Source organism: Brucella rhizosphaerae (genome assembly GCF_002252475.1).
In the GTDB taxonomy this organism is placed as follows: Bacteria; Pseudomonadota; Alphaproteobacteria; order Rhizobiales; family Rhizobiaceae; genus Brucella; species Brucella rhizosphaerae.
Genome location: NZ_NNRK01000026.1, coordinates 73620 through 96744, shown reverse-complemented (window position 1 = coordinate 96744; position 23125 = coordinate 73620). Strand labels below are relative to the sequence as shown.

Here is a 23125-nt window from a genome sequence, read left to right as displayed (position 1 = left end):
AGTACATTCGTCGCAATGTTGCCGTCATTCGGCATCTATAGAGGAATTGCAGATGTTTTCTCCACAGCAATCATGGCGCGAACGAAACGGGCTGTATTTCCATTCGTAAAAGCTTATGAAGGCTATCTAAATTTACCAAATCATCAGGAGCCTTGAAATGCAGGTTTTCGTCCACACCAAGCAAGTAGCCCGCCTCTTTGCCGCCAGCACAGCAATTTCGCTTGTCTTTGGCAGCATGGCAATGGCAGCGGACGCCAATGCGGTTGCTGAGCGCATCAAGGCACTCTACTCCAAACAGGGTGGAGAACTGACCTTTACCAACGTCAAGGCAGACGGCTCGGACGTTATTCTTGAAGGCACCAAGTTCAAGCTTGCGACCCTTTCCGACAAGGAAACGTCGGTTGGCGATATTACACTTTCAAACGTTCAGGATGCACCTAACGGTGGTTACAGCATCGAAAAGATCACTGTTCCTGACCTGAACCTGATTCAAGGCGAAGCAGGCACAAACGAAAAGGCCATCGTCAAAGGCATCTCGATGGAAAATGTCTCGCTTCCATCCGAGAAGGCTGAAGGCGCACTCGACAAGATCATCTTCTACGACAAGATGACGATCAGCGAATTCGAGGTCGGCACACCGGGCAAAGATGGCGCGACGATGAAGGATCTGGAAGTTTCGCTCAATGCAGCGGACCGTTCCGAGAAAATCGACTACACAATGTCCATCGCCAGCATTGACGCAACGTTTGAAAAAGACGGCAAGAACCCCCTCGCTCCTCTCGACATGAACACCTTCAATGGTTCGCTCTCGTCAAAGGGTACATGGCTGCCAAAATCGGGCGATGCAACGCTGGACCAGCTTGAAATCAATGCGAAGGAACTCGGCAAGATCGACATCACCGGCGCGCTCGGCGGCTACGATCTCGCATTCCTTGAAGCCGTTCAGAAGACCCAGCAGAACATGACCAAGGCTGATGCAGACAAGGATGCTGCTGGTCTGGCCATTCTTGGTCTGGCTGAACAGCTGAGCCTCAAGAATCTGAAAATCCGTTTCGACAACGAGACACTCACCCAGAAGCTGCTCGATTATTATGGCAAGCAGCAGGGTGCGGATGGCAAGCAGCTCGGCGAACAGCTGAAGATGATGGTTCCCCTGATGGCAACTCAGCTCAAGAACCCGGAATTCGCTCAGCAGCTGAAAGCCGCCGCTGACAAGTATTTCGACGATCCAAAGTCGCTGACAATCAGCGCTTCGCCAGATCAGTCCGTAAGCTTCGCATCGATCGTTGCAACTGCATCGCTTGACCCAACGAAGATCATTCAGCTTCTGAAAATTGGCGTCGACGCCAACAACTAAGGCGCGTTTCAATCTGATTGAATCAGATCAGCGCTCTGATTATCTGCTTTCACGCGCATCCCGAAAACCGTTTCACACTTTTCGGGATGCGCTCTGATCGACAATAAGAAACCCGGTGAGTTCTGCTCGCCGGGTTTCTTTTATTCTTTTGCTCACGCAAATAAAAAGCCCGGCCTTACGACCGGGCTTTTAAAACTTCAAATCTCAGAGGGATCAGCTCTTCTGGGTTGGAGCCAGACGAATGTGCAGATCACGCAGCTGCGCAGGCGACACATCGGAAGGTGCATTCATCAGAAGATCCAGCGCCTGCTGGTTCATCGGGAAGAGCGAGATTTCGCGCAGGTTCTTTGCACCAACGAGCAGCATGATCACACGATCAACACCGGCTGCCATACCGCCATGTGGAGGCGCGCCATACTGGAATGCACGGTAGAGGCCGCCGAAGCGCTCTTCAACGTCCTGCTGGCTGAGGCCAACCTTTTCGAACGCCTTGACCATGACATCTGGCAGCTGGTTACGGATCGAACCTGAAGCGATTTCAAAGCCGTTACAAACCAGATCATACTGGTAAGCCTTGAGCGTAAGCGGGTCCTGCGTTTCCAGCGCTTCCATGCCGCCCTGCGGCATCGAGAACGGGTTGTGAGCGAAGTCGAGCTTCTTGTTGTCTTCGTCCCATTCGTAGAACGGGAAGTCGATAATCCATGCGAGTTCAAAACGCTCGCGATCAACAAGGTTCAGTTCTTCACCGGCACGCGTACGTGCGTCGCCTGCAAACTTGTAGAACTTCGATGGCTGACCAGCCACGAAGAAGCACGCATCGCCATCGCCAAGGCCAAGCTGGTTGCGCAGGGCTTCAGTGCGTTCTTCACCAATGTTCTTGGCAATCGGACCAGCGCCCTCAAGCTTGTCGCCTTCCTTGCGCCAGAAGATGTAGCCAAGACCCGGCTGGCCTTCGCCCTGTGCCCATGAGTTCATGCGGTCACAGAATGCGCGGCTGCCACCAGTCTTTGCCGGAATGGCCCAGACTTCAACCTTCGGGTCATTCGCAATCATGTTTGCAAAGACCTTGAAGCCCGAACCGGCAAAATGTCCGGTCACAGCCTGCATTTCAATCGGGTTGCGCAGATCAGGCTTGTCCGAACCATAGGTACGGATCGCGTCATCATAGGCGATACGGCGGAAGTTCTGCGTGACTGGCTTGCCTTCTGCAAATTCTTCGAAGATGCCACGCATGACCGGCTCCATCGTTTCCCAGATTTCCTCCTGGGTAACAAAGCTCATTTCGAGGTCGAGCTGGTAGAATTCGCCGGGCAGACGGTCTGCACGCGGATCTTCATCGCGGAAACAAGGTGCTATCTGGAAGTAGCGGTCGAAACCGGCAACCATCAGAAGCTGCTTGTACTGTTGCGGAGCCTGCGGCAGCGCGTAGAACTTGCCTTCGTGAATACGGCTTGGCACGAGGAAGTCGCGCGCGCCTTCTGGCGAAGAAGCTGTCAGAATTGGCGTCGAGAACTCGTTGAAGCCGATTTCGGTCATGCGGCGACGCATCGCTGCAATGATCTTTGTGCGGCTCATGATGTTCTTGTGCAGCGTTTCACGACGCAGGTCGAGGAAACGATACTTCAGACGAATGTCTTCCGGGTAATCCGGCTCGCCAAAAACCGGCAGCGGCAATTCCTTGGCAGCAGCGAGAACTTCGATCTCGGTTGCAAAGATTTCGACTTCGCCGGTCGGCAAATTTGCATTTACAGCATCGCCAGTACGGGCTTTCACTTCACCATCGACGCGAATGACCCATTCGCCACGAACGGTTTCAGCAATCTTGAAAGCGGGCGAATCAGGATCGGCCACGACTTGAGTAAGGCCATAATGATCGCGAATATCGATGAAGAGAATGCCGCCATGATCACGGACGCGATGAACCCAGCCAGACAGACGGACTTTAGAACCAACATCCGATTTGCGAAGGGCTGCGCAGGTGTGGCTGCGATAACGGTGCATGATTTCTGCCTTTTGGAACTCAATAATCTTGTGCAGGCAAAGCGCTGCAAATTCGGGCGGAAAAGCGCATTTTGCTCACGCTTTGTCAAGCCGACACTGTCTGTGTTAGACCAGCTTGACAGAATATGTCGACAAAAATCACTATTTCCGTGTTATTCCCTCGCAATATCATTCTTGCGGCGCGACAAGCGGCCCGCCTTTGTCTAAAAAGAAAAACATGCAGCTCATTACGACAACAGAGGCCCTTGAAGAGGCCGTATCCGCCCTCGCCAAATCCGACTTCGTCACGGTCGATACCGAATTTATTCGGGAAACGACTTTCTGGCCGGAGCTCTGCCTCATTCAGATGGCTTCCCCCGACCACACTGCTTTGGTGGACGCATTGGCTCCCGGCCTTGATCTTGCACCTTTCTTCCGGCTGATGGCCGATGAAAAAGTCGTCAAGGTTTTCCATGCCGCTCGTCAAGATATCGAAATCGTCTTCCATCTTGGAAACCTGATCCCTGCCCCGATTTTTGACAGTCAGGTTGCAGCGATGGTTTGCGGGTTTGGCGATGCGATCTCTTATGATGCACTGGTACAGAAAGTAACCGGCAAGCAGCTCGACAAATCGTCCCGTTTTACCGATTGGCGCCGTCGCCCCCTTTCCGAGAAGCAGCTCGACTATGCTTTGGCTGATGTGACCTATCTGCGCGATATCTATCTCTATCTGAAAGCAGAACTGGAGAAAGAAGGTCGCAGCGAGTGGGTCAACGAAGAAATGGCCGTCCTCAGCGCCCGCGAAACCTATGATCTGCATCCGGACGATGCGTGGAAGCGAATTAAAACCCGCATGCGCAAGCCGATTGAGCTCGCAATCGTTCAGTCCGTTGCAGCATGGCGCGAACGCGAAGCGCGCGAACGTAATGTGCCACGTGGCCGCGTCATCAAAGACGACACGATTGCCGAAATTGCGCAGCAGCAGCCAAAAGATGCGGAAGCGCTGGGTCGTTTGCGTTCCATCCCTAAAGGCTGGGAACGCTCGGGACAAGCATCCGGTCTGATCGCGGCCATCCAGTCGGCGCTGGCTATCCCAAAAGAGGATTTGCCACGTCTGCCCAAGCAATCGCATTCGCCTGAGGGAAGTGCAGCGGCAGCCGATATTCTAAAGGTTCTGCTCAAGCTTGTGACCGAAGAACACGGCGTTGCTGCAAAGATCGTCGCCAACTCCGACGACATCGACAAGATCGCAGCGGAAGGCGAAAATGCAACTGTGCCAGCATTACACGGCTGGCGTCGTGAAGTCTTCGGCCAGAAGGCACTCGACCTTATTGCTGGAAAAATCGGCATCAAGTTTGAAAACCGTCGCATCCAGGCGGTCGAACTGAACTAATTGAGACCGAAATAATAAAAGGCCGATCCGAGACAGTAACGGATCGGCCTTTTTTGTTAGCTGTAACCGCTCTGGTGGTCTGATTCCGACATTTACACCCCTCGGTTACAGGCATTGGGCAAATGTCGGAATCAAAAGAACCACTAACAAGTTTATGAATCGAGTGGATTTTTCGAATTTGACGTTTGAAACAGCATTTGTGTTAGCCGGGATTCAAACGTCAAATTCAATCCACTAGGGGTGCTCTTTCGCTTCAATGGCGCTATCACCGACGGCAAAATGCAGGTTCTTCCCGGTAAGCTTCGCAAGCTGCTGTAATCGCCCTTCAGGACGATCCGAAATCAGATCGGCAAGATCACCCGGAACGACCAGTGCAATGCCGTTTTCCTCTTCACGCCAGTAAAGGCGCGGGATCACACCCGGCATAGACGCTGAAAGCAGATAGATAACGCGTAGCAGCGCGCCCAGTAGTCTGGCTCGCTCACGCAGACGCGGCGTTGCAAGCTGCAAAATCTCCGGCGCGATCTCATCTTCAACCAGACCCTCATGGCGATAGTAATTTGCCAGAGCCATGAAAGAACGGCCCGGATGATCAATGCCGCCGAACGAACCGTGCGCAATGATGTTCAGTGCCTGCGAGCCGCGATAATCAGGATGTGCACGCCAGCTTATATCAGCAACAAGACATGCCGCCTGCCGGTAACGGCTTTCATCTTCAGTTTCGTCGAAGCCCAGAACCGGCAAAGAAAGCGTCGTCCATGTTGCGAGCTCGCGTGCATGACGCGGTGAACGCGAACGCAGGATTGCCAGTTCTTCAGCCGATGCCAGAAGAGGATCAAGCCTCTGCTCGTTCTTCGGCAACAGCGAATAAAGATAGCCTTCACGAACGCCCAGCGCGGAGAACACGATCTTGGACGGTTTCATGCGGCGGATGGTTTCAAGCAGAACGGTTGCGCCATAAGCAAGAAGCTGACGGCGGTTTTTCGATACCGCTTCAATGCCGCGCATCGTGTCGAGATTGCCTTTTGCAACACGCTTAAGAAAACCCTGCGCTTCCACCGGGTCCATCTCATAGCCATGCATGACATGAAGCGTATAGTGCTTCGCGGTCATATGCAGCTTTGCGAGATTTCGCCATGTACCACCCACTGCGTAGAACACCTCTCCCTGATGCTGTTCAAGAAGCGTAGCGCGTGCAAGTTCGGTACGGGTGATTTTTGCAGCCTCTGGAAGCTGCTCGTTAGACATATCCTGCAAACGAAGGCCACCGAGCGGGAGCGTGATCCCCTCGCCGACTTCATGATCATTGACACTGACCAGCTCAAGGCTGCCACCGCCAAGATCGCCCGTAACGCCCTGTGGCTTGTAGAAACCTGAAATGATGCCCAGCGCGGAATAATAAGCTTCTTCCTTGCCGGACAAAACTTCAATATGCCGACCGAGAATGGCTTCGGCCTGCGCAATGAAGTCGGGACCGTTCCTGGCTTCGCGCGCAGCCGCAGTTGCCAGCGCATGAATGGAAATCGCGCCGGCCTGTTCAGCCAGAACGCGAAACCGCTTCAATGCGCGCAATGCGATATCGACAGATTTTTCATTGAGCTTGCCGGTCTTGGCCAATCCCTTGCCAAGACCACAGAGAAGCTTTTCGTTGAAAAGCACCGTCGGCGAACGAACGATGCCTTCATAAACTACGACACGAATCGAGTTAGACCCAATGTCGATGACCGCGACGGGCTTGAGGCCTTTCAAACGGCCTTGTGCGACTGCTGGACTCATGAAGTCGTGTTTCTTTCCGCCTGCGCGCGTTTACGATGCGCAATCAGGCGGGGGGCAGATGACTTCAGCGACTTTCCGCGACCCGACAAGCTTGGATTTGTCATGAAATATTCCTGCGCGTTGAAAGCTTCTTCTCCAACTTCTTTTTCTATCCGGCGAGAGGTGCCATCCGCAAGTAGCTGATAGCTTTGCTGGTTATCAATTATGTTGGCAAACATGATCTGCGACAGGATTTGCTGATGCACAGTGGCGTTGGTAATGGGCACCAAAGTCTCAACGCGGCGGTCGAGATTGCGAGGCATCATATCGGCTGAACCGATATAGACGATCGCCTTGCCGGAAGGCAGATCATGCCCGTTTCCAAAGCAGAATATGCGGCTATGCTCAAGAAAACGACCAACAATGGACTTTGCGCGGATGTTCTCCGAGAGACCCGGAACGCCCGGACGCAAGCAGCAGATGCCACGCACGACGAGATCGATGTGAACGCCTGCCTGACTTGCCTTATAGAGCGCATCAATAATCTGTGGATCGACAAGCGAATTCATCTTCATCCAGATCGCAGCAGGCTGTCCGGCCTTCGCATTGGTGATTTCGTCCTCGATGTGCTTGAGGATTCGCGTGCGAAGCGTCAGTGGTGAAATGGCAATTTTCATCTCTTCAGCCGGCTGCGCATAGCCGGTGATGAAATTGAAGATATGTGCCACATCACGCGCAATATCGGGATCAGACGTAAAGAACGAAAGATCGGTGTAGATACGTGCGGTGATCGGGTGATAATTGCCGGTTCCCAGATGCACATATGTACGCAGTCTCTGGTCTTCGCGGCGTACTACCAGCGACATTTTTGCATGCGTTTTCAATTCGATGAAACCGAAGACGACCTGCACGCCAGCACGTTCAAGATCGCGTGCCCAGCGAATATTGGCTTCTTCATCAAAGCGTGCCTTCAGCTCAACAAGTGCTGTTACCGACTTGCCTGCTTCTGCAGCATCGACCAGTGCGCGCACGATCGGGCTGTCATTCGACGTACGATACAGCGTCTGTTTGATAGCCAGCACATCCGGGTCCGCAGCCGCCTGACGCAGAAACTGCACTACAACGTCGAATGATTCGTACGGATGGTGGACGACGATATCTTTTTCACGAATCGCAGCAAAACAATCGCCTCCGTGTTCGCGAATACGTTCCGGGAAGCGCGGGTTATAGGAAACGAATTTGAGATCATCGCGTGGGATCGACACGATTTCTGAAATCATGTTGAGCGCGAGGAGCCCTTCCAGAACACTGATACGGCTTTCCGACACGCCGAGTTCGGTCGCAACAAAAATGCGCAACGCTTCCGGGATTTCAGAGTCAAACTCGATACGGATAACCTGTCCGCGCCGACGGCGCTTCAAAGCCGTTTCAAACACACGAACGAGATCTTCCGCCTCTTCTTCCACTTCAATATCGCTGTCACGAATGATGCGGAATGTTCCGGCGCCACGCACTTCATAGCCCGGGAAAAGACGGCCAATGAACAGGCTGACTGCATCTTCAATCGTGATGAAGCGATATGCATTCTGCTGCTCAGTCGGAAGCTGGATGAAACGCTTCAGCGCCACAGGAATGCGTAAGAGTGCTGTCATCGGATGGCTATCGAGACGGCGCGCAAGTTGCAGCGCAATCGAGAAGCCGAGATTGGGAATAAACGGAAACGGGTGCGCCGGATCAATCGAGAGCGGTGTCAGAACCGGGAAAATCGTCTCCAGAAAATGATTTTCCAGCCAATCCTTCTCCGGCTTGGACAAAGCCGATGCACGGACAATCTCGATGCTCTCTTTTTCAAGTTCCTCGCGAAGCGTACGCAGACGCTCCTGCTGACCTTCCTGAAGGCGACCTACTTCCTCCAAAACGAAATCCAGCTGCTCTTGCGGCGTACGCCCGTCTGCACTGCGCATGGCAACACCAGCGCGCACCTGTGCAGCAAGACCCGCGATGCGGACCATGAAAAACTCATCGAGATTGGCGGCCGAAATGGATAGAAAACGTAAGCGCTCGAGCAGTGGCTGGCTTGTATTTGCAGCTTCTTCCAGAACGCGACGATTGAACTGAAGCCAGGAAAACTCGCGATTGACGAAGCGTTCAGGGCTATGCATCAGCGCAGACGTCTTGTCATCGTTCAAAGCTTCGTGAGCGCTTTGAACTTTGCCAGCATTCTTGCTTGCTGAAACATCACTTGCAGCCTGAGTGGTCAAATTAGCGGCCAAATCGGTAGTCTGTGGTGCCATAACGCTGTTTTCGTTCATTTTTCCTGTCCCGGCTTTTACCGGAAAATCCCGGCGCGACCATAAGCCTATGGCTGTCATATGACAGTTTGATAGCAAACCGCTTGAAATGTCTCCAGAATTGATGAAAACGCTTCCAGAAACAAGCCGTTCGCGGTAAACCCTCCCAAAATGGCCGTCCTAACAGGCTATCCTACTAGAGTGTCGCGATCCACAAGCACGGAGCGTATCATGTCCGACCACATCATCCCACACTTCCAGAATGACGCTGGCCATAATGCCATTGAAATCGGCGTGAAGGAATTCATGTGCGTTGGCGCAAACCCGCCCTTCGATCATCCGCACGTTTTCCTCGATATGGGTGACGAAAGCGAAGTCGTTTGCCCCTATTGCTCGACGCTCTATCGCTACAATGCGCAGCTTCATGCTGACGAAACTGTTCCAGCGGGCTGCGTCTACGAAGCCCCTGCCGACAAAGCTGCCTGAAAACAGAAAGCGGCATTTACCATGCCGCTGACACTATGAGCAGCTTGGGCAAAGGGCGCATATTGATTGCAGGAGCGGGCGTTGCAGGTTTAAGTGCAGCGCTTGAGCTTGCAGCAAGAGGTTGGACGGTAGCGCTTTTCGAAAAAGCCGCTGTACTCTCAGAAGTGGGCGCAGGCCTGCAATTGGCCCCGAATGCCATGCGGCATTTGCAGCGCCTTGGCATTGCCGACAAGCTCGCCACACAAGCCGTTACGCCCGAAGCGCTGTTTCTCATCGATAGTCGCAGCGCACGCCCCCTTCTCGCGATGGAACTTGGTGACAAAGCGCTCAAGCGCTGGCACTACCCCTATGTTGTCTGCCACCGCGCCGATCTTCAATCAGCTCTTCTTGCTGCTTGCCTTGAAAACCCGGCCATCGCGATTAATCTCGGTTCAGAAATCATTCGACATGAAGTGGTTGGTCAAGAGATCAGCGCCGAGGTTCGCCGCGGCACTTTAATCGAGACCATTGGCGGTCAGTACCTTCTTGGATGCGATGGTGTTTGGTCAACGGAGCGTGCCAATGCTGCGCGAAGCAAAGCCCGTTTCAGCGGACATGTTGCCTGGCGGAGCACTATCGCCGCCCGTGATCTGCCCGCATCCTTCACCAATGCACTGCCGCTGAAAAAAGCCGTTTCGGCATGGCTCGGTAAACAGGTTCATTTCATCGCTTATCCGGTCAAAGGTGGGGAGTATTTCAACTTCGTCGCCATAACGGGCGGTGAAAATCCGGGCGAAGACTGGTCAAAGGTCGGAGACCGCGAGCAGCTCAAATTCATTTACCAGAACTGGCATCCGGCTGTCCGCGATGTAATCGCTGCGGCACCAGAATGGACTTACTGGCCATTATTTGAAATGCCAGAAGCCCAGTTTGTGTGCGATGGACGCACAGTCCTGCTTGGAGACGCGTCACACGCTGTTACCCCTTTTGGGGCGCAAGGTGCAGCGATGGCAATTGAAGATGCCGCAGCGCTGGCAGAAGCACTGGACGCGACCGATCAACAGACAGCACTTCAGCACTTCGACAAAGTGCGTAAAGAGCGGATCGCGGCAGTCGCAAAACGCGGGCAACTCAATAGATTTGCCTATCACGCTACCGGTGTTTTTGCGCTCGGCCGCAACATGCTCTTTGCCATGCGCAGCCCGGATACTTTCCTGAAAGATCTGGACTGGCTTTATGGCTATGACGCCGTTGCGGCCGTGCGAAATTAACGCGCGTCGCGCGCTGCTTCCAACGTCGCAATATCGATCTTAACCATTTTCATCATGGCATTTGCGACACGCTGCCTGACATCGGGTGCACCGTCCTGCAAGATATCGAGCAGAAATTCCGGCACAACTTGCCAGGCGAAGCCATATTTATCCATCAGCCAGCTGCACTCCATGGGCGAGCCGCCTTCCAGCAGCCTATCCCAAAAGGCATCGAGTTCTGCCTGATCCTTGCATTTCAGAATGAGGGACGTCGCCGGATTGAACTTAAACTGCGGCCCCCCATTCAAGGCAGTCATCGCCTGCCCATCAAGTGTGAAATTTGCAGTTACGACATCGGTACCACCAGTTTGATGACCATGTTCAAAGCGAATGAAGCCGTCAATTGTTGCTGGTCTTCCCAAATCGCGGAACAGCGACACATAATAATTGGCTGCCTCTTCGGCCTTGTTATCAAACCAGAGGCAGACAGTTAAACCAGACATGGATTTCTCCTCCCATATGTCTCACCCCCCTGTCTGTTGATTCAGCCCATGGCTTTGGCGGCTGCTTCCATATCCATCCACATCAGTTCCCAGATATGGCCATCGAGATCTTCAAAGCTGCGGCCATACATGAAACCGTAATCCTGCTTCGCGGCTGGATCAGCGCGACCGCCAGCCTTGACGACCTTCTCGATTGTTTCATCGACTTCAGCCTTGCTGTCAGCTGACAAGCAAATCAACACTTCGCTTGTCGCATTGGCATCAGAAATCTTCTTTGGTGTGAACTGACTGAACTTGTCATGACTGAGGATCATGGCGTGGATCGTGTCAGAGAACACCATGCAGGATGCAGTTTCATCCGAAAACATCGGGTTTTTGGTTGCACCCACCGCTTCATAGAAGCTGGTCGAGCGGGCGACATCTTTGACTGGCAGATTTACGAAAATCAGCTTTGGCATAACATTCCTCCGTTAGTGGGCCTCTATCAATGGGCCCTCCGTTTGCGGGCTTGAAACACTCATTTTGCATTTCAGTTTCATACCGCCTGCCCGATCCCCTCGGCGATAAAGTCGGGTTCCATGCATTGGCTGGACCCGAGGAACATAAGTTCGCTTGCACATGATGACATATAAGTTATAATTAGCAACCATGAAGTTAGAAAAAGTAACTAAACGTGAAATACCGACTGCACGACGCAGCTATGATGATGCGTGCGCCGCCGCTCATGCCCTTGATTTAATAGGTGAACGTTGGGCGCTGCTGGTCATTCGCGAACTGATGTTCGGTCCGAAACGGTTCAGCGATTTGCGCGCGGATCTACCTGGCATAAGCGCTAATGTTCTCACTCAAAGACTGGAAGGACTCGAGGAAGCCGGCATTCTGCGCAAGTTAAAACTGCCGCCACCTGCCTCCGTACAAGTCTATGAACTGACTGATTGGGGCCATGAGGCTGAGCCCATTCTGCAGACTCTGGGCCGGTGGGCGGCACGTTCACCCAGCCATGATCCCAACCTGCCAATTTCAACCACTTCGTTTCTGCTTTCGCTCAGAACCATGATCGACCTCGATCTTTCACGGGGCCTGAAAGCCATTATAGGGCTGCGACTGGACGGAGAAGACTTCATAGCTCACCTGCGAGAAAGCAACCTGGAAATTACGCGCGGCACGCCCGAGCAATATGATATCGCCTTTGAAAGCTCTCCGCGGATGTTGGCGGCAGCCATTTACGGCGGGCAGCCTCTCGCCGCTCTTGAAACTGCGAACGTACTTACGCTCAAAGGCGATCGGACATTCGCAGAAAAATTCGTGACGCTGTTTCCGCTCCCAGCCAAGGCGTCCATCAATGAATAATAATATGCAACCTTTCGGTTGCTTTTCTGTCGTAGCTGTGTAAATTGGCAACCATACAGTTGCTAATTAAAAAGGATATAGACTATGACAACGACATCAATAACAGATCGGATAGAGAAAACTGTAGACCTTCGCGCAGGCATTGATCGCGTTTGGCGCGCACTCACTGACTATGAAGAATTCGGCGAATGGTTCAGGGTCAGGATTGACGGACCGTTTATCGTTGATACTCCCTCAACAGGCCACTTTACGTTTGACGGATGCGGCGATACCAGATGGACTTCCTTCATCAAGGATATGAAAGCTCCACATTATTTTGCTTTCACATGGCATCCTTACGCTGTTGAATCTGATTTTGATTACGCCAAAGAACCGCAAACACTGGTGGAGTTCAAACTTAAGGAAGTGGATTCGGGCACAAGGCTTACTGTTATCGAAACAGGTTTTGATGCCCTGCCTGCAGATCGTCGGCCTATAGCACTGCGAATGAACACCGGCGGCTGGGAAGAGCAAATGCGGAATATAAAGGATTACCTCGAACGCAAATGACCGAAGTCTCGTTTACACAATCAGGAAACATTTCCGCTATTTTTGCAGCGCTGGCCGATCCCACCCGGCTGGCGCTGATCGAGACGCTAAGCGATGGCGAAAGCCGCTCAATTGTGACGCTCTCGCAGAACGGCAGCATAAGCAGACAGGGGATGACAAAGCATCTTTCGGTGCTGGAACAAGCGGGGCTGGTTGAGCGCGACAAGGTGGGTCGCGAAAGTCGATTTCGGCTTTGCCCCACCCCGCTCGTTGATGCCCGAGCCTACCTCGCGACTGTTTCCTCACAATGGGATGACGCATTGCAGCGCCTGCGCCGCTTCGTCGAAGATTGATCCAGAGCACATCCCGAAAAGTAGGAACCCGTTCTCGGAAAAAGATGTGCGTCAAAACAAAAAGATAGAGCATTTCTAATGATTCAACTTAATCCAGCAATGCTCTGGCGCTGATTGAAAAGCATTGAAGACGCGCCCTTCACGAAGCCAAGTTTCTCGTAGAAGGGTACAAGCCGGTCAGGACAGTAGAGCTCAAAGCTTTTCACACGTTGCAGTTTTTCGTGGTTGATAATGCGTTCGACGAGAGCTTGTCCAAGCCCTTGGCCACGGCACTGTTCGGCTACAATCACATCAAAAATCATAGCTTTGAAAGTGAAGTCGCTTAACACGCGCGCGAAGCCAATAATTGCTCCATTTGTATCACGGCAAAACAGCGTAAGATCGCAATGCTTAAGCATGTGCGATACATCCTCTAATGTGCGTGCGGTGGTCCACCATTCTTTGCTGTAAAAAGCATGAAACTCGCGTTGTTGTTCTGGCGCTAAATCTTCCAGCCAGTGATACTTAACCACAGTCACCTCATTTTCCGAAGATGACGTATTAGTCGCAAAGGCCAGCCAGAATGACAATCCATTTTGAACAGACCTGTCCTATCTTCCGCATTTTCGACGTCGAAAAGGCGAAGGATTTTTATGTCGGATTTCTGGGATTTACGCTTGATTGGGAACACCGGTTTGCAGACAGCATGCCGCTTTATATGCAGGTTTCGCGCGGTGATCTGGTGCTGCATCTGAGCGAACATCACGGCGATGGCAGCCCTGGCGCGAATATCTTCGTGCGTATGCAAGGTGTTGCAGAGCTTCAGAAGGAAATCAATGCACGGGGCTACCGCTACATGCGCCCGGGAATTGAAAAAGCCCCATGGGGTCGCGTAATGGCCGTTATTGACCCGTTCGGCAATCGCATTCAGTTCTGCGAAGGCCCGCACGAGGAATAAACCGCAACGATCCAACCAAAAGAAAACACCCGCCAAATCATGTCTGGCGGGTGTTTTCGTATCTTAGCTGATCTATCGCTTAATGAAGGATCTGGCTGAGGAACAGCTTTGTGCGTTCATGCTGCGGATTGTCGAAAAACTCGGCTGGCGAATTCTGTTCAACGATCTGCCCCTGATCCATGAAGATCACGCGATTGGCAACCTGGCGGGCAAAGCCCATTTCGTGCGTCACGCAGATCATGGTCATGCCTTCTTCTGCAAGGCTGACCATCGTATCCAGCACTTCCTTGACCATTTCCGGATCAAGCGCCGATGTCGGCTCATCGAACAGCATGACCTTCGGGTTCATACAAAGCGCACGGGCAATTGCCACACGCTGCTGCTGACCACCTGAAAGCTGGCCCGGATACTTGTTGGCCTGTTCCGGGATTTTCACGCGCGCCAGATAATGCATGGCGACTTCTTCCGCCTTCTTCTTTGGCATTTTGCGCACCCAGATCGGTGCAAGCGTGCAGTTTTCCAGAATGGTCAGATGCGGGAAGAGGTTAAAGTGCTGGAACACCATACCGACTTCACGGCGCACTTCATCGATCTTTTTGAGATCGTTGGTCAGTTCAATACCGTCAACGATGATCTGGCCCTTCTGGTGTTCTTCAAGACGGTTGATGCAACGGATCATGGTCGATTTGCCGGAACCGGATGGACCCGCAACAACAATACGTTCGCCGCGCATGACCTTCAGGTTGATGTCACGCAGAACGTGAAACTCACCATACCATTTGTGCATGTTCTTAAGTTCGATGGCCACGTCGGTCTTCGAGACTTCATGCTTTTTACGGTCGATTTCGACACCGAGCTCGGATTGTGGGAGGGCGCTTTGTGCACTCATTTCCAATATTCCCTTGATTCTTATTGTTTATGACCCGTGTCGAGCCTTCGTTCCATGAATATAGAGTATCGCGACATCGCGAAACAGAAAATCCAGAAAACAAAGCCCGCAAAGATCAATCCTGTTGCAGGTGTCTGTGGAGAAGCCCAGTTAGCATCGGAGAAGTTCTGACGGACGATACCGAGCAGATCAAACAGACCGATGATGTAGACAAGGCTCGTATCCTTGAAGAGGCCGATGAATGTATTGACGATGCCTGCAATCGAGATCTTCAAAGCCTGTGGCAATATGATGAGGCCAGTCTTCTGCCAGTAGCTGAGCCCCAGAGCATCAGCACCTTCATATTGTCCACGCGGGATGGCCTGAAGACCACCGCGCACCACTTCAGCCATATAGGCCGATGCGAAGAGCGCCACACCGATCAATGCACGCATCAACTTGTCAAAAGTCACGCCAGGCGGCAGGAACAATGGCAGCATCACGCTTGCCATGAACAAAACCGTCACGAGCGGAACACCGCGCACCATTTCAATAAAAATGATGGAAAGCGTTTTGATGACCGGCAGCTTTGAGCGCCGTCCGAGCGCGAGCACGATACCAAGTGGCAGCGATACGGTGATGCCGACAAACGACAGGACCAGCGTAACGAGAAGGCCACCCCAAAGCGAGGTTTCCACATAACGCAAGCCAAACGAACCACCAACCAGCAGAAAGAATGCAACGACCGGAAAGACCAGGAAGAACAGAATCGCGTTGATTGTCTTATGTGGCACCTTTGGGATCATCAGCGGCACCAGCAGAATCACGAATAGTGCTGCCGTCAGATTAACGCGCCAACGCTCATCAAGCGGATAACGTCCATAGATGAATTGCTGGTACTTTGCGTTTACGAAGGCCCAGCAGGCACCTGACCAGCCTTCCGGCTGCACACCACCCTGCGCGATCGTGAGACATGCTGTGCGATCAGTCCCAGTCCAGGCCGCATTGATGAACAGCCACTGGAGCATTGACGGAAGAAACCACGCCACAATCGCGAGACCAAAGAGGGTCAGAGCGGCATCAACTGGCGTTGCGAAAAGATTGACGCGCAGCCAGTGCGATAAGCCCTGAACGGAACGGGGCGGTGACTCGCCCTCGACCATTTGCGTGCGAACATATTGGAGATCTGCATTTTCCATTGTCATCTCTCCACCAGTGCCATCTTGGCATTGAACCAGTTCATGAGGCCGGAAGTAACCAGGCTGATACCGAGATAGATAACCATCCAGATTGCAACGACTTCCACAGCCTGACCGGTCTGGTTCAGGATCGTGCCGCCAACAGCCACAAGATCCGGATAACCGATTGCAATAGCGAGCGAGGAATTCTTGATAAGATTGAGATACTGGCTCGACAGTGGCGGAATGATAATGCGCAGTGCCTGTGGCACGATGATGAGGCGCATCGTCTGTCCCGACCTGAGGCCAACTGCATAGGCAGCTTCTGTCTGCCCTTTATTCACACCGAGAACGCCTGCACGCACAGTTTCTGCAATGAACGATGCCGTATAGAACGACAAGGCCAGCAGCAGAGCAAGGAATTCAGGCTTGATCTGCGCGCCGCCCGTCAGATTGAATGTTCCGAGTTTTGGCAAATCAAAGGTAAGCGGAAAACCTGTCACGATCAGTGCGAGGATAGGTAAGCCAATAATCAGTGCTGCACATACACGAATGGTATGAAAAGCCTGACCGGTTGCCATTTGACGGCGCTTCGCCCAGCGAGCAACGAAAAACGAAGCCACGATGCCGATCAGCAGAGCCACTGGCAATAACCATGCCCCCTCGCCCCACACAGGCGCAGGCAGGAAGAAGCCGCGATTGTTCAGGTAAGTTCCAAACGGTAACGAAAGGCTTTCGCGTGCTTGTGGCAAGACGGAGAGAACGCCGAAATACCAGAAGAAAATAACAAGCAGCGGCGGAATATTACGGAACACTTCCACGTAGACCATGCAGATCTTGCGGATCAGCCAGTTGCGCGAAAGTCGCCCAATACCGACCAGAAACCCGATCACCGATGCCAGAACCACACCGAGCGCCGCGACGTAAAGCGTATTGATCAGACCAACGAGAACTGCCCGACCATAGGTTGAATCACTTGAATAAGGGATCAGTGTCTGGCTGATATCGAAGCCGGCACGTCCGCTCAGAAAGCCGAAGCCGGACGCGATGTTGGCACGTTGAAGATTGGCGACCGTGTTGCCCACGATCCAATAAATCAAAGCCACAACCGCGGCGAACACCAGAACCTGATAAAAGATGCCGCGCACGCGCGGATCATACAGGAGAGACGTTCCACCGCCGCTGCGGCTTTGTTCAGTTGCAGAATAGGAAGCCATATGTTCCCTGTTTTCTTTCGGCCTTCGCATCAGCTTTGAAAATAGCTGTAGCTCCCGACCCCCACCGGGATAATCAGTTCAAAGCAGTTACGTTTAAATGCCGAGCCGTGCGGCCTGCACATTACATGCGAGGCGCGGATTAAATTTCTTCGTGCGATGCGCCAGACCTGAACTGTGGTCTGGTTGCTCAAAAGGATGTGTGAATTTTCTGCTCTGCGCAGTATTGCAGAGCCGACAAATCCGGCGGGCGCATAACTGCCCCCGCCTGACATCATCCAACAAGAGCACAATCCTTAGCGGATCGGCATACCATACTGTACGCCACCCTTGGTCCACTGAGCATTCAGGCCGCGAGCAATCTTGAGCGGGCTGCCTGTACCGAGATTACGCTCAAACAGTTCGCCGTAATTGCCTACACCCTTGATGATATTCACGACCCAATCATTATTGAGACCGAGGTCCGTTCCAATCTTGGTATCAGCTTCAGAACCAAGCAAACGCTTGATTTCAGGGTTGTCGGAGTTTTTCATCTCCTCGACGTTTGCCTTCGTGATGCCGAACTCTTCAGCATTCAGCAACGCATAGTGTGTCCAGCGAATAACGTCTGCCCATTTGGAATCACCCTGACGAACGGCTGGTCCAAGCGGCTCTTTGGAGATGATTTCCGGCAGAACAACGTGATCGTCTGGATTGGCCAGCGTCAGGCGGGTCGAGTAAAGGCCGGACTGGTCAGTCGTGTAGGCATCGCAACGGCCAGAATCATAAGCAGCGTTGGCTTCTTCGAGCTTTTCAAAGACGACCGGATTGTAGTCCATCTTGTTGGCACGGAAATAGTCGGCCATGTTCAACTCGGTGGTCGTACCTGCCTGAACGCAGATGGACGCGCCAGAAAGCTGAAGCGTGGAATTGATGCCCGAAAGTTTCTTGGAATTGATCATGAAGCCCTGACCGTCATAATAATTGACGCCAGGGAAATCGAGACCAAGCGACGTGTCGCGGCTGATCGTCCAAGTAGTATTGCGGATCAGAACGTCCACTTCGCCGGACTGCAGCGCGGTAAATCGCTCTTTCGCGTTCAATGGTGTAAATTTTACTTTGGTTGGGTCGCCAAAAATGGCTGCGGCAACTGCGCGGCAATAATCGACATCGAAGCCCGACCATTCGCCCTTGTCATCCGGCGATGCGAAACCGAGCAAGCCTGTGTTGACGCCACACTGCAGGAACCCCTTAGCCTTCACATCAGAAAGCGTATCTGCCGATGCTCCCGAAGCCGCGCCAAACAACGCCGCTGCACCCAATACCCCTGTCAAAACAGTTTTTTTCATCTGGCCTGCAACCTTTTATGTTCCCTGGAGATCGTTGAACCGAGCGGCTCAATCGTCTCTGTTGCTTTATTTTTAGCAATCAGCTGAAGAACCAGTCGTAAGACCTCCCCCAACCCCTGCTTTACGCAAGCTATCTCTCGCCCGGAGTCGTTATCGACCCTCATTGATTTTATGGACGTAGGACACCTGTCGCCTTCACCGCTCTATCGAAGGCGATATTTTAGATTTGGTCAAGCTATTAACGTTCGGAGAAAAGCCTGTTCATTCAAAAAAATGTCGAGTTTCATATGGAAATTTACATGATTTCCCAATTTTCGGGTAAAATGGTTCTGCCTATGAAATAGCCTCTGCTTAAAAAGCACACCATCCCAATAAACTAATTAATACAATAGTTTATGATCATTGCGAGGTGGATCATCGCGTGTGAAACACCTCGTTTTTGTCGATCTTACACGCGCGGCATCATCTGATCATCATCAATAGAAAAAATAATATTTCGCGTCGCCATAAAGCGAGCTACCCACCATGTCGCGATAAAGCCAATTGTCAGCCCAGCCACGACATCGGTCGGGTAATGGGCCCCTGCTGCCAATCTGCTGATTACGAAAAGTATACAGACAGGCACGGTCAGAAAACGCCAGCGCGGCAAGAAAATCCATAAAGATACCAACATGATACCTGCCATCATGGAGTGACCTGACGGAAAGCTTTCATAGGAGTGCTCACCGCGAAATGGTGCAAAATAAGCAGAGCCCAATTCATCCAGCAAAAGTGGGCGGGCGCGCCCTATAACAAGCTTGCCGATCTCAGTTGGAAAACTGCCTGCAATGATCGACACAAGTACAAGCGTTGCCCAGCTGTGGAATCGGACAAGTATTTGCTGCGAAGCAAGGCGAACAGAGGGAGAAAGCAATATGGCTGTAACCAGCCAGACAATGATGCCTATGGCCAGCCAGACAATCGTACGAATCAAATCCGTAATTGTGCGAAGCACTTCCATGACGATGAAATCACTGTTCATCGCGGCACGAACAATCTGCGCATCCCAAATATGCAAGACCAGCAGTATGAACGGCAGAAGCACCACAAGTGCCGTCATCTCCATCGTCCAACTGGAAGGGGCACCCGGATAAGCGGGCCTGACAAGCGCTCTTACCAGCTCCGATGCTGCACGAACCGGATAAAGAATAGTGCTCGTGGCCTTGCGCTCATTCAGATCGGGCATATCGGGATTACTCTTTCTCTGATTTACATTATCACTGTTACAAAGCTCCATGTTGCATCCGCCCCATGTGCGCTTTATCCAATAATCGGAGTATCCACCGTGAGCGGACACAAACCCTTTCCGTTGCAAAACCGTTTCCGACGGAAACAAATTTGCAAAAACTCTCCAACGGAGAATCGGTGGATCAGCATGCAACACGGCCTGGAGGCAATTTCGTGACTAACAAGCAGGATAAGACAGAAAAGCTGGGCATAAACACACGCTTGGCCCATGACGGATATAAGCCTCGTGACTATCACGGCTTCGTTAATCCGCCGGTCGTGCGTGCTTCCACGGTCCTGTTTCCTGACGCTCAAACCATGGCAACAGGCAATCAGAAATACACATATGGCACCCGCGGGACACCAACCAGCGAAGCCTTATGCAAGGCCATCGATGCGCTTGAAGGTTCTGCTGGTACTGTCTGCGTTCCGTCGGGTCTGGCTGCGGTCACAATTCCCCTGCTGGCTTTCCTGTCGCCCGGCAACCACGTTCTGTTTGTCGACTCGATCTACAATCCGACCCGTCATTTCGCTGATACGATCCTGAAGCGTATGGGTATCGAGGTTGAGTATTATGATCCGGAAATCGGTGCAGGCATCGCAAAACTTATTCGCCCCAATACCAGGGTCGTATTCACAGAATCGCCTGCCTCAAACACTTTCGAAGTGCAGGACATTCCGGCTATCGTCGAAGCTGCCCACAAGGGTGACGCTATCGTTATGATGGATAATACCTGGGCAACACCGCTTTACTTCAAACCACTCGATTTCGGCGTCGATATCAGCATCCACGCGTCCACAAAGTATCCGTCCGGCCATGCCGATATTCTGTTCGGGACCATTTCGGCCAATGAAAAATGCTGGCCGCAGCTGCTGGAAACACACGGTACGCTTGGTCTGTGCGCTGCACCCGATGACGCTTATCAGATCCTGCGCGGTCTGCGCACAATGGGCGTCCGACTGGAGCATCATCGCAAGAGTGCGCTGGAGGTTGCACATTGGCTGGAAAGCCATCCAGCCGTTGATCGCGTTCTGCATCCGGCGCTCGAAAGTCATCCCGGCCACGAATTATGGAAGCGCGATTTCAAAGGTTCGTCTGGTGTGTTTGCCTTTGTGCTCAGGAGCGGTGCACGGGAAGAAGCACACGCATTTCTGAATGCACTTACGATTTTCGGACTTGGCTATTCGTGGGGCGGATATGAAAGCCTTGCAAATGAAGTCGGACTGAAAGATCGCACGGTTGCAAAGGGCGATTATCCGGGTCCAGTCATTCGCCTGCAAATTGGCCTCGAAGATGTTCCCGATCTGATTGCAGATCTTGAAAGGGGCTTTGCTGCAATCTGAATTACAGAGGCGCAACGCATTTAACTATATAGATAGTGTGCGCTTTAGAGTGCCCGCAAAAGCCACTATTGAAACGTCGATCTGAGTGCATCAGATCGACGTTTCGCTTTTTCATCTGGCCCGCATCCTCTCGGAGATTCGATATCTGATGCCTGGAATGCGCTTATTCTGATAGATATTTTTATATTCAATGTATCTTATATATAAATATTAAAGGATAAACCTAAGAAAACTATACTTATGCTTCCATCAGCTGATGAAATATCTATACTGCCCTGTTATCGGCAATAAAAATTCGGCTTGTGACAGTGTTATCTCAGAATATGACTAAAAATCTGGCTGCCCGCCTGGTGCAGAGTATTCTTGTTCTCTTTTTGCTAACGCTGTCTGCGCTCCCTTCTAGCGCACAGGATACATCTCTGCGCCAGGTAAAGGTCGGCGTTTACGTCAGCGAACCTTTCGTCAACAAGCAGGCTGACACATTCGGTGGAATGGCGGTCGAGCTTTGGAACGACGTGGGTACACGTTTGGGACTGACCTCTCAATTCATTGAATATCAAAACTACGCCGATCTCGTGAAAGCCGTATCCGCAAACGAGGTTGATGCAGCCGTAACCAACCTCACTATCACTGAGAAACGCGCTGAAGTCGTGGATTTCACACACCCCTGGTTCGACGCAGGCTTGCGCATAATGGTGCATACGCAGGCTGGCAATGGATGGGACGATCTGATCGGCGATCTGGAAGACGCCGGCCATCTGGCGACTTATGCATGGATCGGAATTGTCATTCTAATCGCAACAATTCTGCTCACGCTTTTTGATCGTCGGTTTGATGTGAACTTCCCAAGACGTTGGCTGGAAGGTTTGGCGGAAAGCTTTTACCACGTCGTTTCTCTCGCCACGTCTGGTAAGAGTTCGCGCAAAAATCTCTTCGGCTGGATGGGGCGAATTTGGCAAGCCTTTTGGCTCGTCTTTGGTATAGCAGTGGTCGCCTATGTGACATCGTCTGTAACCAGTGTCATGACGGTTGCGCATATTTCAAACAACATCAACAACCTGGCTGATCTGCAAAACAAGACCGTTGGCGTGCGGACGGGAAGCATTGCTCAACAGTTGATGATCTCACGCTCTATCTCGACAGTGGCCTTCGACCATCTTCCGGAAGCTGTGACAGCTCTGACGAATGATGAGATCTCGGCAATCGTCGGTGACAGCCCGGTACTGGAATATTTCGCACACAAAAATGCAGATGAGCCGGTCGAAATGGTCGGGAATATATTTAGTCCAGATAAATACGGCTTTGCCTTTCCTCGCCATAGCGATCTCGTCAAGCCTGCCTCGGTCGCCATCATCAGCCTGCAAGAGACTGACGCATTGGCGACATTGAAAGCCAAATATTTCGGGCCTGAAGAATAGAAAGTGTCGGACAAACGGAGTGGCCAACGGGCCGCTTTTTTACGAAAACCAGCCTGGTTACGTGAAAAATGGTCTGAATTCCGGGAAATTAGAATTCAGTATTTTCAATCATCTCAACAAGCCTCAACACTTATCCATTTCACCCGCCTCTGAAATACGGTAGGGAACCAGACAGATTAGTTTGTTCTGACTTCAGGTGCCGGAAGCACCAAAGGGAAATGCCATGATGAACTGGGTTTTCGTGTTGCAGGGTGTAATCGCTATCGGTCTGGCCGGATTGGCCATCGCCGTCATTCTGCGTCATCGCCGCTGAAAAGAACGCAAGAAAAAAGCCAACGGGAACTTCT

At 52.1% G+C, this 23125-nt stretch carries 21 protein-coding genes; 10 read left to right on the top strand and 11 right to left on the bottom strand.

Going from position 1 to position 23125, the window contains the following annotated elements; translation table 11 throughout:
• Positions 1–157 precede the first annotated feature (157 nt).
• On the top strand, positions 158–1357 hold the full coding sequence (locus CEV32_RS09745) for a hypothetical protein (RefSeq protein ID WP_094576668.1): 1200 nt from the start codon (positions 158–160) through the stop codon (positions 1355–1357).
• Between the two features lie 213 nt (positions 1358–1570).
• On the opposite strand, the gene aspS is transcribed toward CEV32_RS09745, so the two are convergent.
• The gene (gene aspS, locus CEV32_RS09740) at positions 1571–3358 is read right to left on the bottom strand and encodes an aspartate--tRNA ligase (protein WP_094576666.1); all 1788 of its coding nucleotides are present in this window, start codon (positions 3356–3358) and stop codon (positions 1571–1573) included.
• A 217-nt stretch (positions 3359–3575) separates the two neighbouring features.
• Between aspS and rnd the strand changes: the two genes are divergently transcribed.
• Positions 3576–4730 (top strand): ribonuclease D, encoded by a 1155-nt coding sequence (rnd, locus tag CEV32_RS09735; RefSeq protein WP_094576664.1) that lies wholly within the window; start codon positions 3576–3578, stop codon positions 4728–4730.
• 234 nt (positions 4731–4964) lie between these two features.
• On the opposite strand, the gene ppx is transcribed toward rnd, so the two are convergent.
• The gene (gene ppx, locus CEV32_RS09730) at positions 4965–6506 is read right to left on the bottom strand and encodes an exopolyphosphatase (RefSeq protein ID WP_094576662.1); all 1542 of its coding nucleotides are present in this window, start codon (positions 6504–6506) and stop codon (positions 4965–4967) included.
• Positions 6503–8746 (bottom strand): RNA degradosome polyphosphate kinase, encoded by a 2244-nt coding sequence (locus CEV32_RS09725; RefSeq protein ID WP_374882595.1) that lies wholly within the window; start codon positions 8744–8746, stop codon positions 6503–6505. Before CEV32_RS09725 ends, ppx begins: the two co-directional genes overlap by 4 nt.
• A 261-nt stretch (positions 8747–9007) precedes the next feature.
• Here CEV32_RS09725 and CEV32_RS09720 point away from each other — a divergent pair, with 261 nt between their 5' ends.
• Together CEV32_RS09720 and CEV32_RS09715 are read left to right on the top strand one after the other, a co-directional pair.
• A complete protein-coding gene (locus CEV32_RS09720; RefSeq protein WP_024897404.1) occupies positions 9008–9262 on the top strand; it encodes a zinc-finger domain-containing protein in 255 nt (84 codons plus the stop codon).
• A 44-nt stretch (positions 9263–9306) separates the two neighbouring features.
• Complete coding sequence (locus tag CEV32_RS09715) at positions 9307–10512, top strand: FAD-binding protein (protein ID WP_235818809.1); 1206 nt, start codon at positions 9307–9309, stop codon at positions 10510–10512.
• Here the strand turns inward: CEV32_RS09715 and CEV32_RS09710 are convergent.
• Positions 10509–10994 carry a VOC family protein gene (locus tag CEV32_RS09710; RefSeq protein ID WP_094576659.1) on the bottom strand — a complete coding sequence of 162 codons (486 nt, stop codon included), beginning with the start codon at positions 10992–10994 and terminating at the stop codon, positions 10509–10511. The genes CEV32_RS09715 and CEV32_RS09710 overlap by 4 nt on opposite strands.
• Positions 10995–11035: 41 nt before the next feature.
• Positions 11036–11452 (bottom strand): VOC family protein, encoded by a 417-nt coding sequence (locus CEV32_RS09705; protein WP_094576657.1) that lies wholly within the window; start codon positions 11450–11452, stop codon positions 11036–11038.
• Positions 11453–11642: 190 nt separating this feature from the next.
• On the opposite strand from CEV32_RS09705, the gene CEV32_RS09700 reads away from it, so the two are divergent.
• From CEV32_RS09700 to CEV32_RS09690, 3 genes are all read left to right on the top strand, one after another.
• Positions 11643–12344 carry a winged helix-turn-helix transcriptional regulator gene (locus CEV32_RS09700; protein WP_094576655.1) on the top strand — a complete coding sequence of 234 codons (702 nt, stop codon included), beginning with the start codon at positions 11643–11645 and terminating at the stop codon, positions 12342–12344.
• An 84-nt stretch (positions 12345–12428) separates the two neighbouring features.
• Entirely contained in the window at positions 12429–12893 is a 465-nt protein-coding gene (locus tag CEV32_RS09695) for an SRPBCC family protein (protein ID WP_094576653.1), read from the top strand.
• Entirely contained in the window at positions 12890–13225 is a 336-nt protein-coding gene (locus tag CEV32_RS09690; protein ID WP_094576651.1) for an ArsR/SmtB family transcription factor, read from the top strand. Before CEV32_RS09695 ends, CEV32_RS09690 begins: the two co-directional genes overlap by 4 nt.
• Before the next feature lie 83 nt (positions 13226–13308).
• Here the strand turns inward: CEV32_RS09690 and CEV32_RS09685 are convergent, their stop codons facing one another.
• A complete protein-coding gene (locus tag CEV32_RS09685; protein WP_235818785.1) occupies positions 13309–13794 on the bottom strand; it encodes a GNAT family N-acetyltransferase in 486 nt (161 codons plus the stop codon).
• Here CEV32_RS09685 and CEV32_RS09680 point away from each other — a divergent pair.
• Positions 13788–14162: a glyoxalase superfamily protein gene (locus tag CEV32_RS09680; protein ID WP_094576649.1), complete on the top strand. Its 375-nt coding sequence runs from the start codon at positions 13788–13790 to the stop codon at positions 14160–14162. The genes CEV32_RS09685 and CEV32_RS09680 overlap by 7 nt on opposite strands.
• 79 nt (positions 14163–14241) lie before the next feature.
• Here the strand turns inward: CEV32_RS09680 and CEV32_RS09675 are convergent, their stop codons facing one another.
• From CEV32_RS09675 to lpxE, 5 genes are all read right to left on the bottom strand, one after another.
• Positions 14242–15051: an amino acid ABC transporter ATP-binding protein gene (locus CEV32_RS09675; RefSeq protein ID WP_208620835.1), complete on the bottom strand. Its 810-nt coding sequence runs from the start codon at positions 15049–15051 to the stop codon at positions 14242–14244.
• A gap of 20 nt (positions 15052–15071) precedes the next feature.
• A complete protein-coding gene (locus CEV32_RS09670) occupies positions 15072–16229 on the bottom strand; it encodes an amino acid ABC transporter permease (RefSeq protein ID WP_094576647.1) in 1158 nt (385 codons plus the stop codon).
• Positions 16230–16231: 2 nt separating this feature from the next.
• Positions 16232–17425, bottom strand: a complete 1194-nt coding sequence (locus CEV32_RS09665; RefSeq protein ID WP_094576645.1) for an amino acid ABC transporter permease — start codon at positions 17423–17425, stop codon at positions 16232–16234.
• Between the two features lie 293 nt (positions 17426–17718).
• Positions 17719–18750: an amino acid ABC transporter substrate-binding protein gene (locus tag CEV32_RS09660; protein ID WP_094576643.1), complete on the bottom strand. Its 1032-nt coding sequence runs from the start codon at positions 18748–18750 to the stop codon at positions 17719–17721.
• A gap of 448 nt (positions 18751–19198) precedes the next feature.
• Positions 19199–19975, bottom strand: coding sequence for a lipid A 1-phosphatase LpxE (lpxE, locus tag CEV32_RS09655; RefSeq protein ID WP_094576641.1), 777 nt, complete (start codon positions 19973–19975; stop codon positions 19199–19201).
• A 215-nt stretch (positions 19976–20190) separates the two neighbouring features.
• Here lpxE and CEV32_RS09650 point away from each other — a divergent pair, with 215 nt between their 5' ends.
• Positions 20191–21360, top strand: a complete 1170-nt coding sequence (locus CEV32_RS09650; protein ID WP_094577453.1) for a cystathionine beta-lyase — start codon at positions 20191–20193, stop codon at positions 21358–21360.
• 350 nt (positions 21361–21710) lie between these two features.
• Positions 21711–22778, top strand: coding sequence for a transporter substrate-binding domain-containing protein (locus CEV32_RS09645; RefSeq protein WP_235818784.1), 1068 nt, complete (start codon positions 21711–21713; stop codon positions 22776–22778).
• Positions 22779–23125: the final 347 nt, after the last annotated feature.

Coding starts and splice junctions, on each gene's coding strand:
- CEV32_RS09745 (WP_094576668.1), top strand. CDS start 158: ATGCAGGTTTTCGTCCACACCAAGCAAGTAGCCCGCCTCTTTGCCGCC.
- aspS (WP_094576666.1), bottom strand. CDS start 3,358: ATGCACCGTTATCGCAGCCACACCTGCGCAGCCCTTCGCAAATCGGAT.
- rnd (WP_094576664.1), top strand. CDS start 3,576: ATGCAGCTCATTACGACAACAGAGGCCCTTGAAGAGGCCGTATCCGCC.
- ppx (WP_094576662.1), bottom strand. CDS start 6,506: ATGAGTCCAGCAGTCGCACAAGGCCGTTTGAAAGGCCTCAAGCCCGTC.
- CEV32_RS09720 (WP_024897404.1), top strand. CDS start 9,008: ATGTCCGACCACATCATCCCACACTTCCAGAATGACGCTGGCCATAAT.
- CEV32_RS09710 (WP_094576659.1), bottom strand. CDS start 10,994: ATGTCTGGTTTAACTGTCTGCCTCTGGTTTGATAACAAGGCCGAAGAG.
- CEV32_RS09705 (WP_094576657.1), bottom strand. CDS start 11,452: ATGCCAAAGCTGATTTTCGTAAATCTGCCAGTCAAAGATGTCGCCCGC.
- CEV32_RS09700 (WP_094576655.1), top strand. CDS start 11,643: ATGAAGTTAGAAAAAGTAACTAAACGTGAAATACCGACTGCACGACGC.
- CEV32_RS09695 (WP_094576653.1), top strand. CDS start 12,429: ATGACAACGACATCAATAACAGATCGGATAGAGAAAACTGTAGACCTT.
- CEV32_RS09690 (WP_094576651.1), top strand. CDS start 12,890: ATGACCGAAGTCTCGTTTACACAATCAGGAAACATTTCCGCTATTTTT.
- CEV32_RS09680 (WP_094576649.1), top strand. CDS start 13,788: ATGACAATCCATTTTGAACAGACCTGTCCTATCTTCCGCATTTTCGAC.
- CEV32_RS09675 (WP_208620835.1), bottom strand. CDS start 15,051: ATGAGTGCACAAAGCGCCCTCCCACAATCCGAGCTCGGTGTCGAAATC.
- CEV32_RS09670 (WP_094576647.1), bottom strand. CDS start 16,229: ATGGAAAATGCAGATCTCCAATATGTTCGCACGCAAATGGTCGAGGGC.
- CEV32_RS09665 (WP_094576645.1), bottom strand. CDS start 17,425: ATGGCTTCCTATTCTGCAACTGAACAAAGCCGCAGCGGCGGTGGAACG.
- CEV32_RS09660 (WP_094576643.1), bottom strand. CDS start 18,750: ATGAAAAAAACTGTTTTGACAGGGGTATTGGGTGCAGCGGCGTTGTTT.
- lpxE (WP_094576641.1), bottom strand. CDS start 19,975: ATGCCCGATCTGAATGAGCGCAAGGCCACGAGCACTATTCTTTATCCG.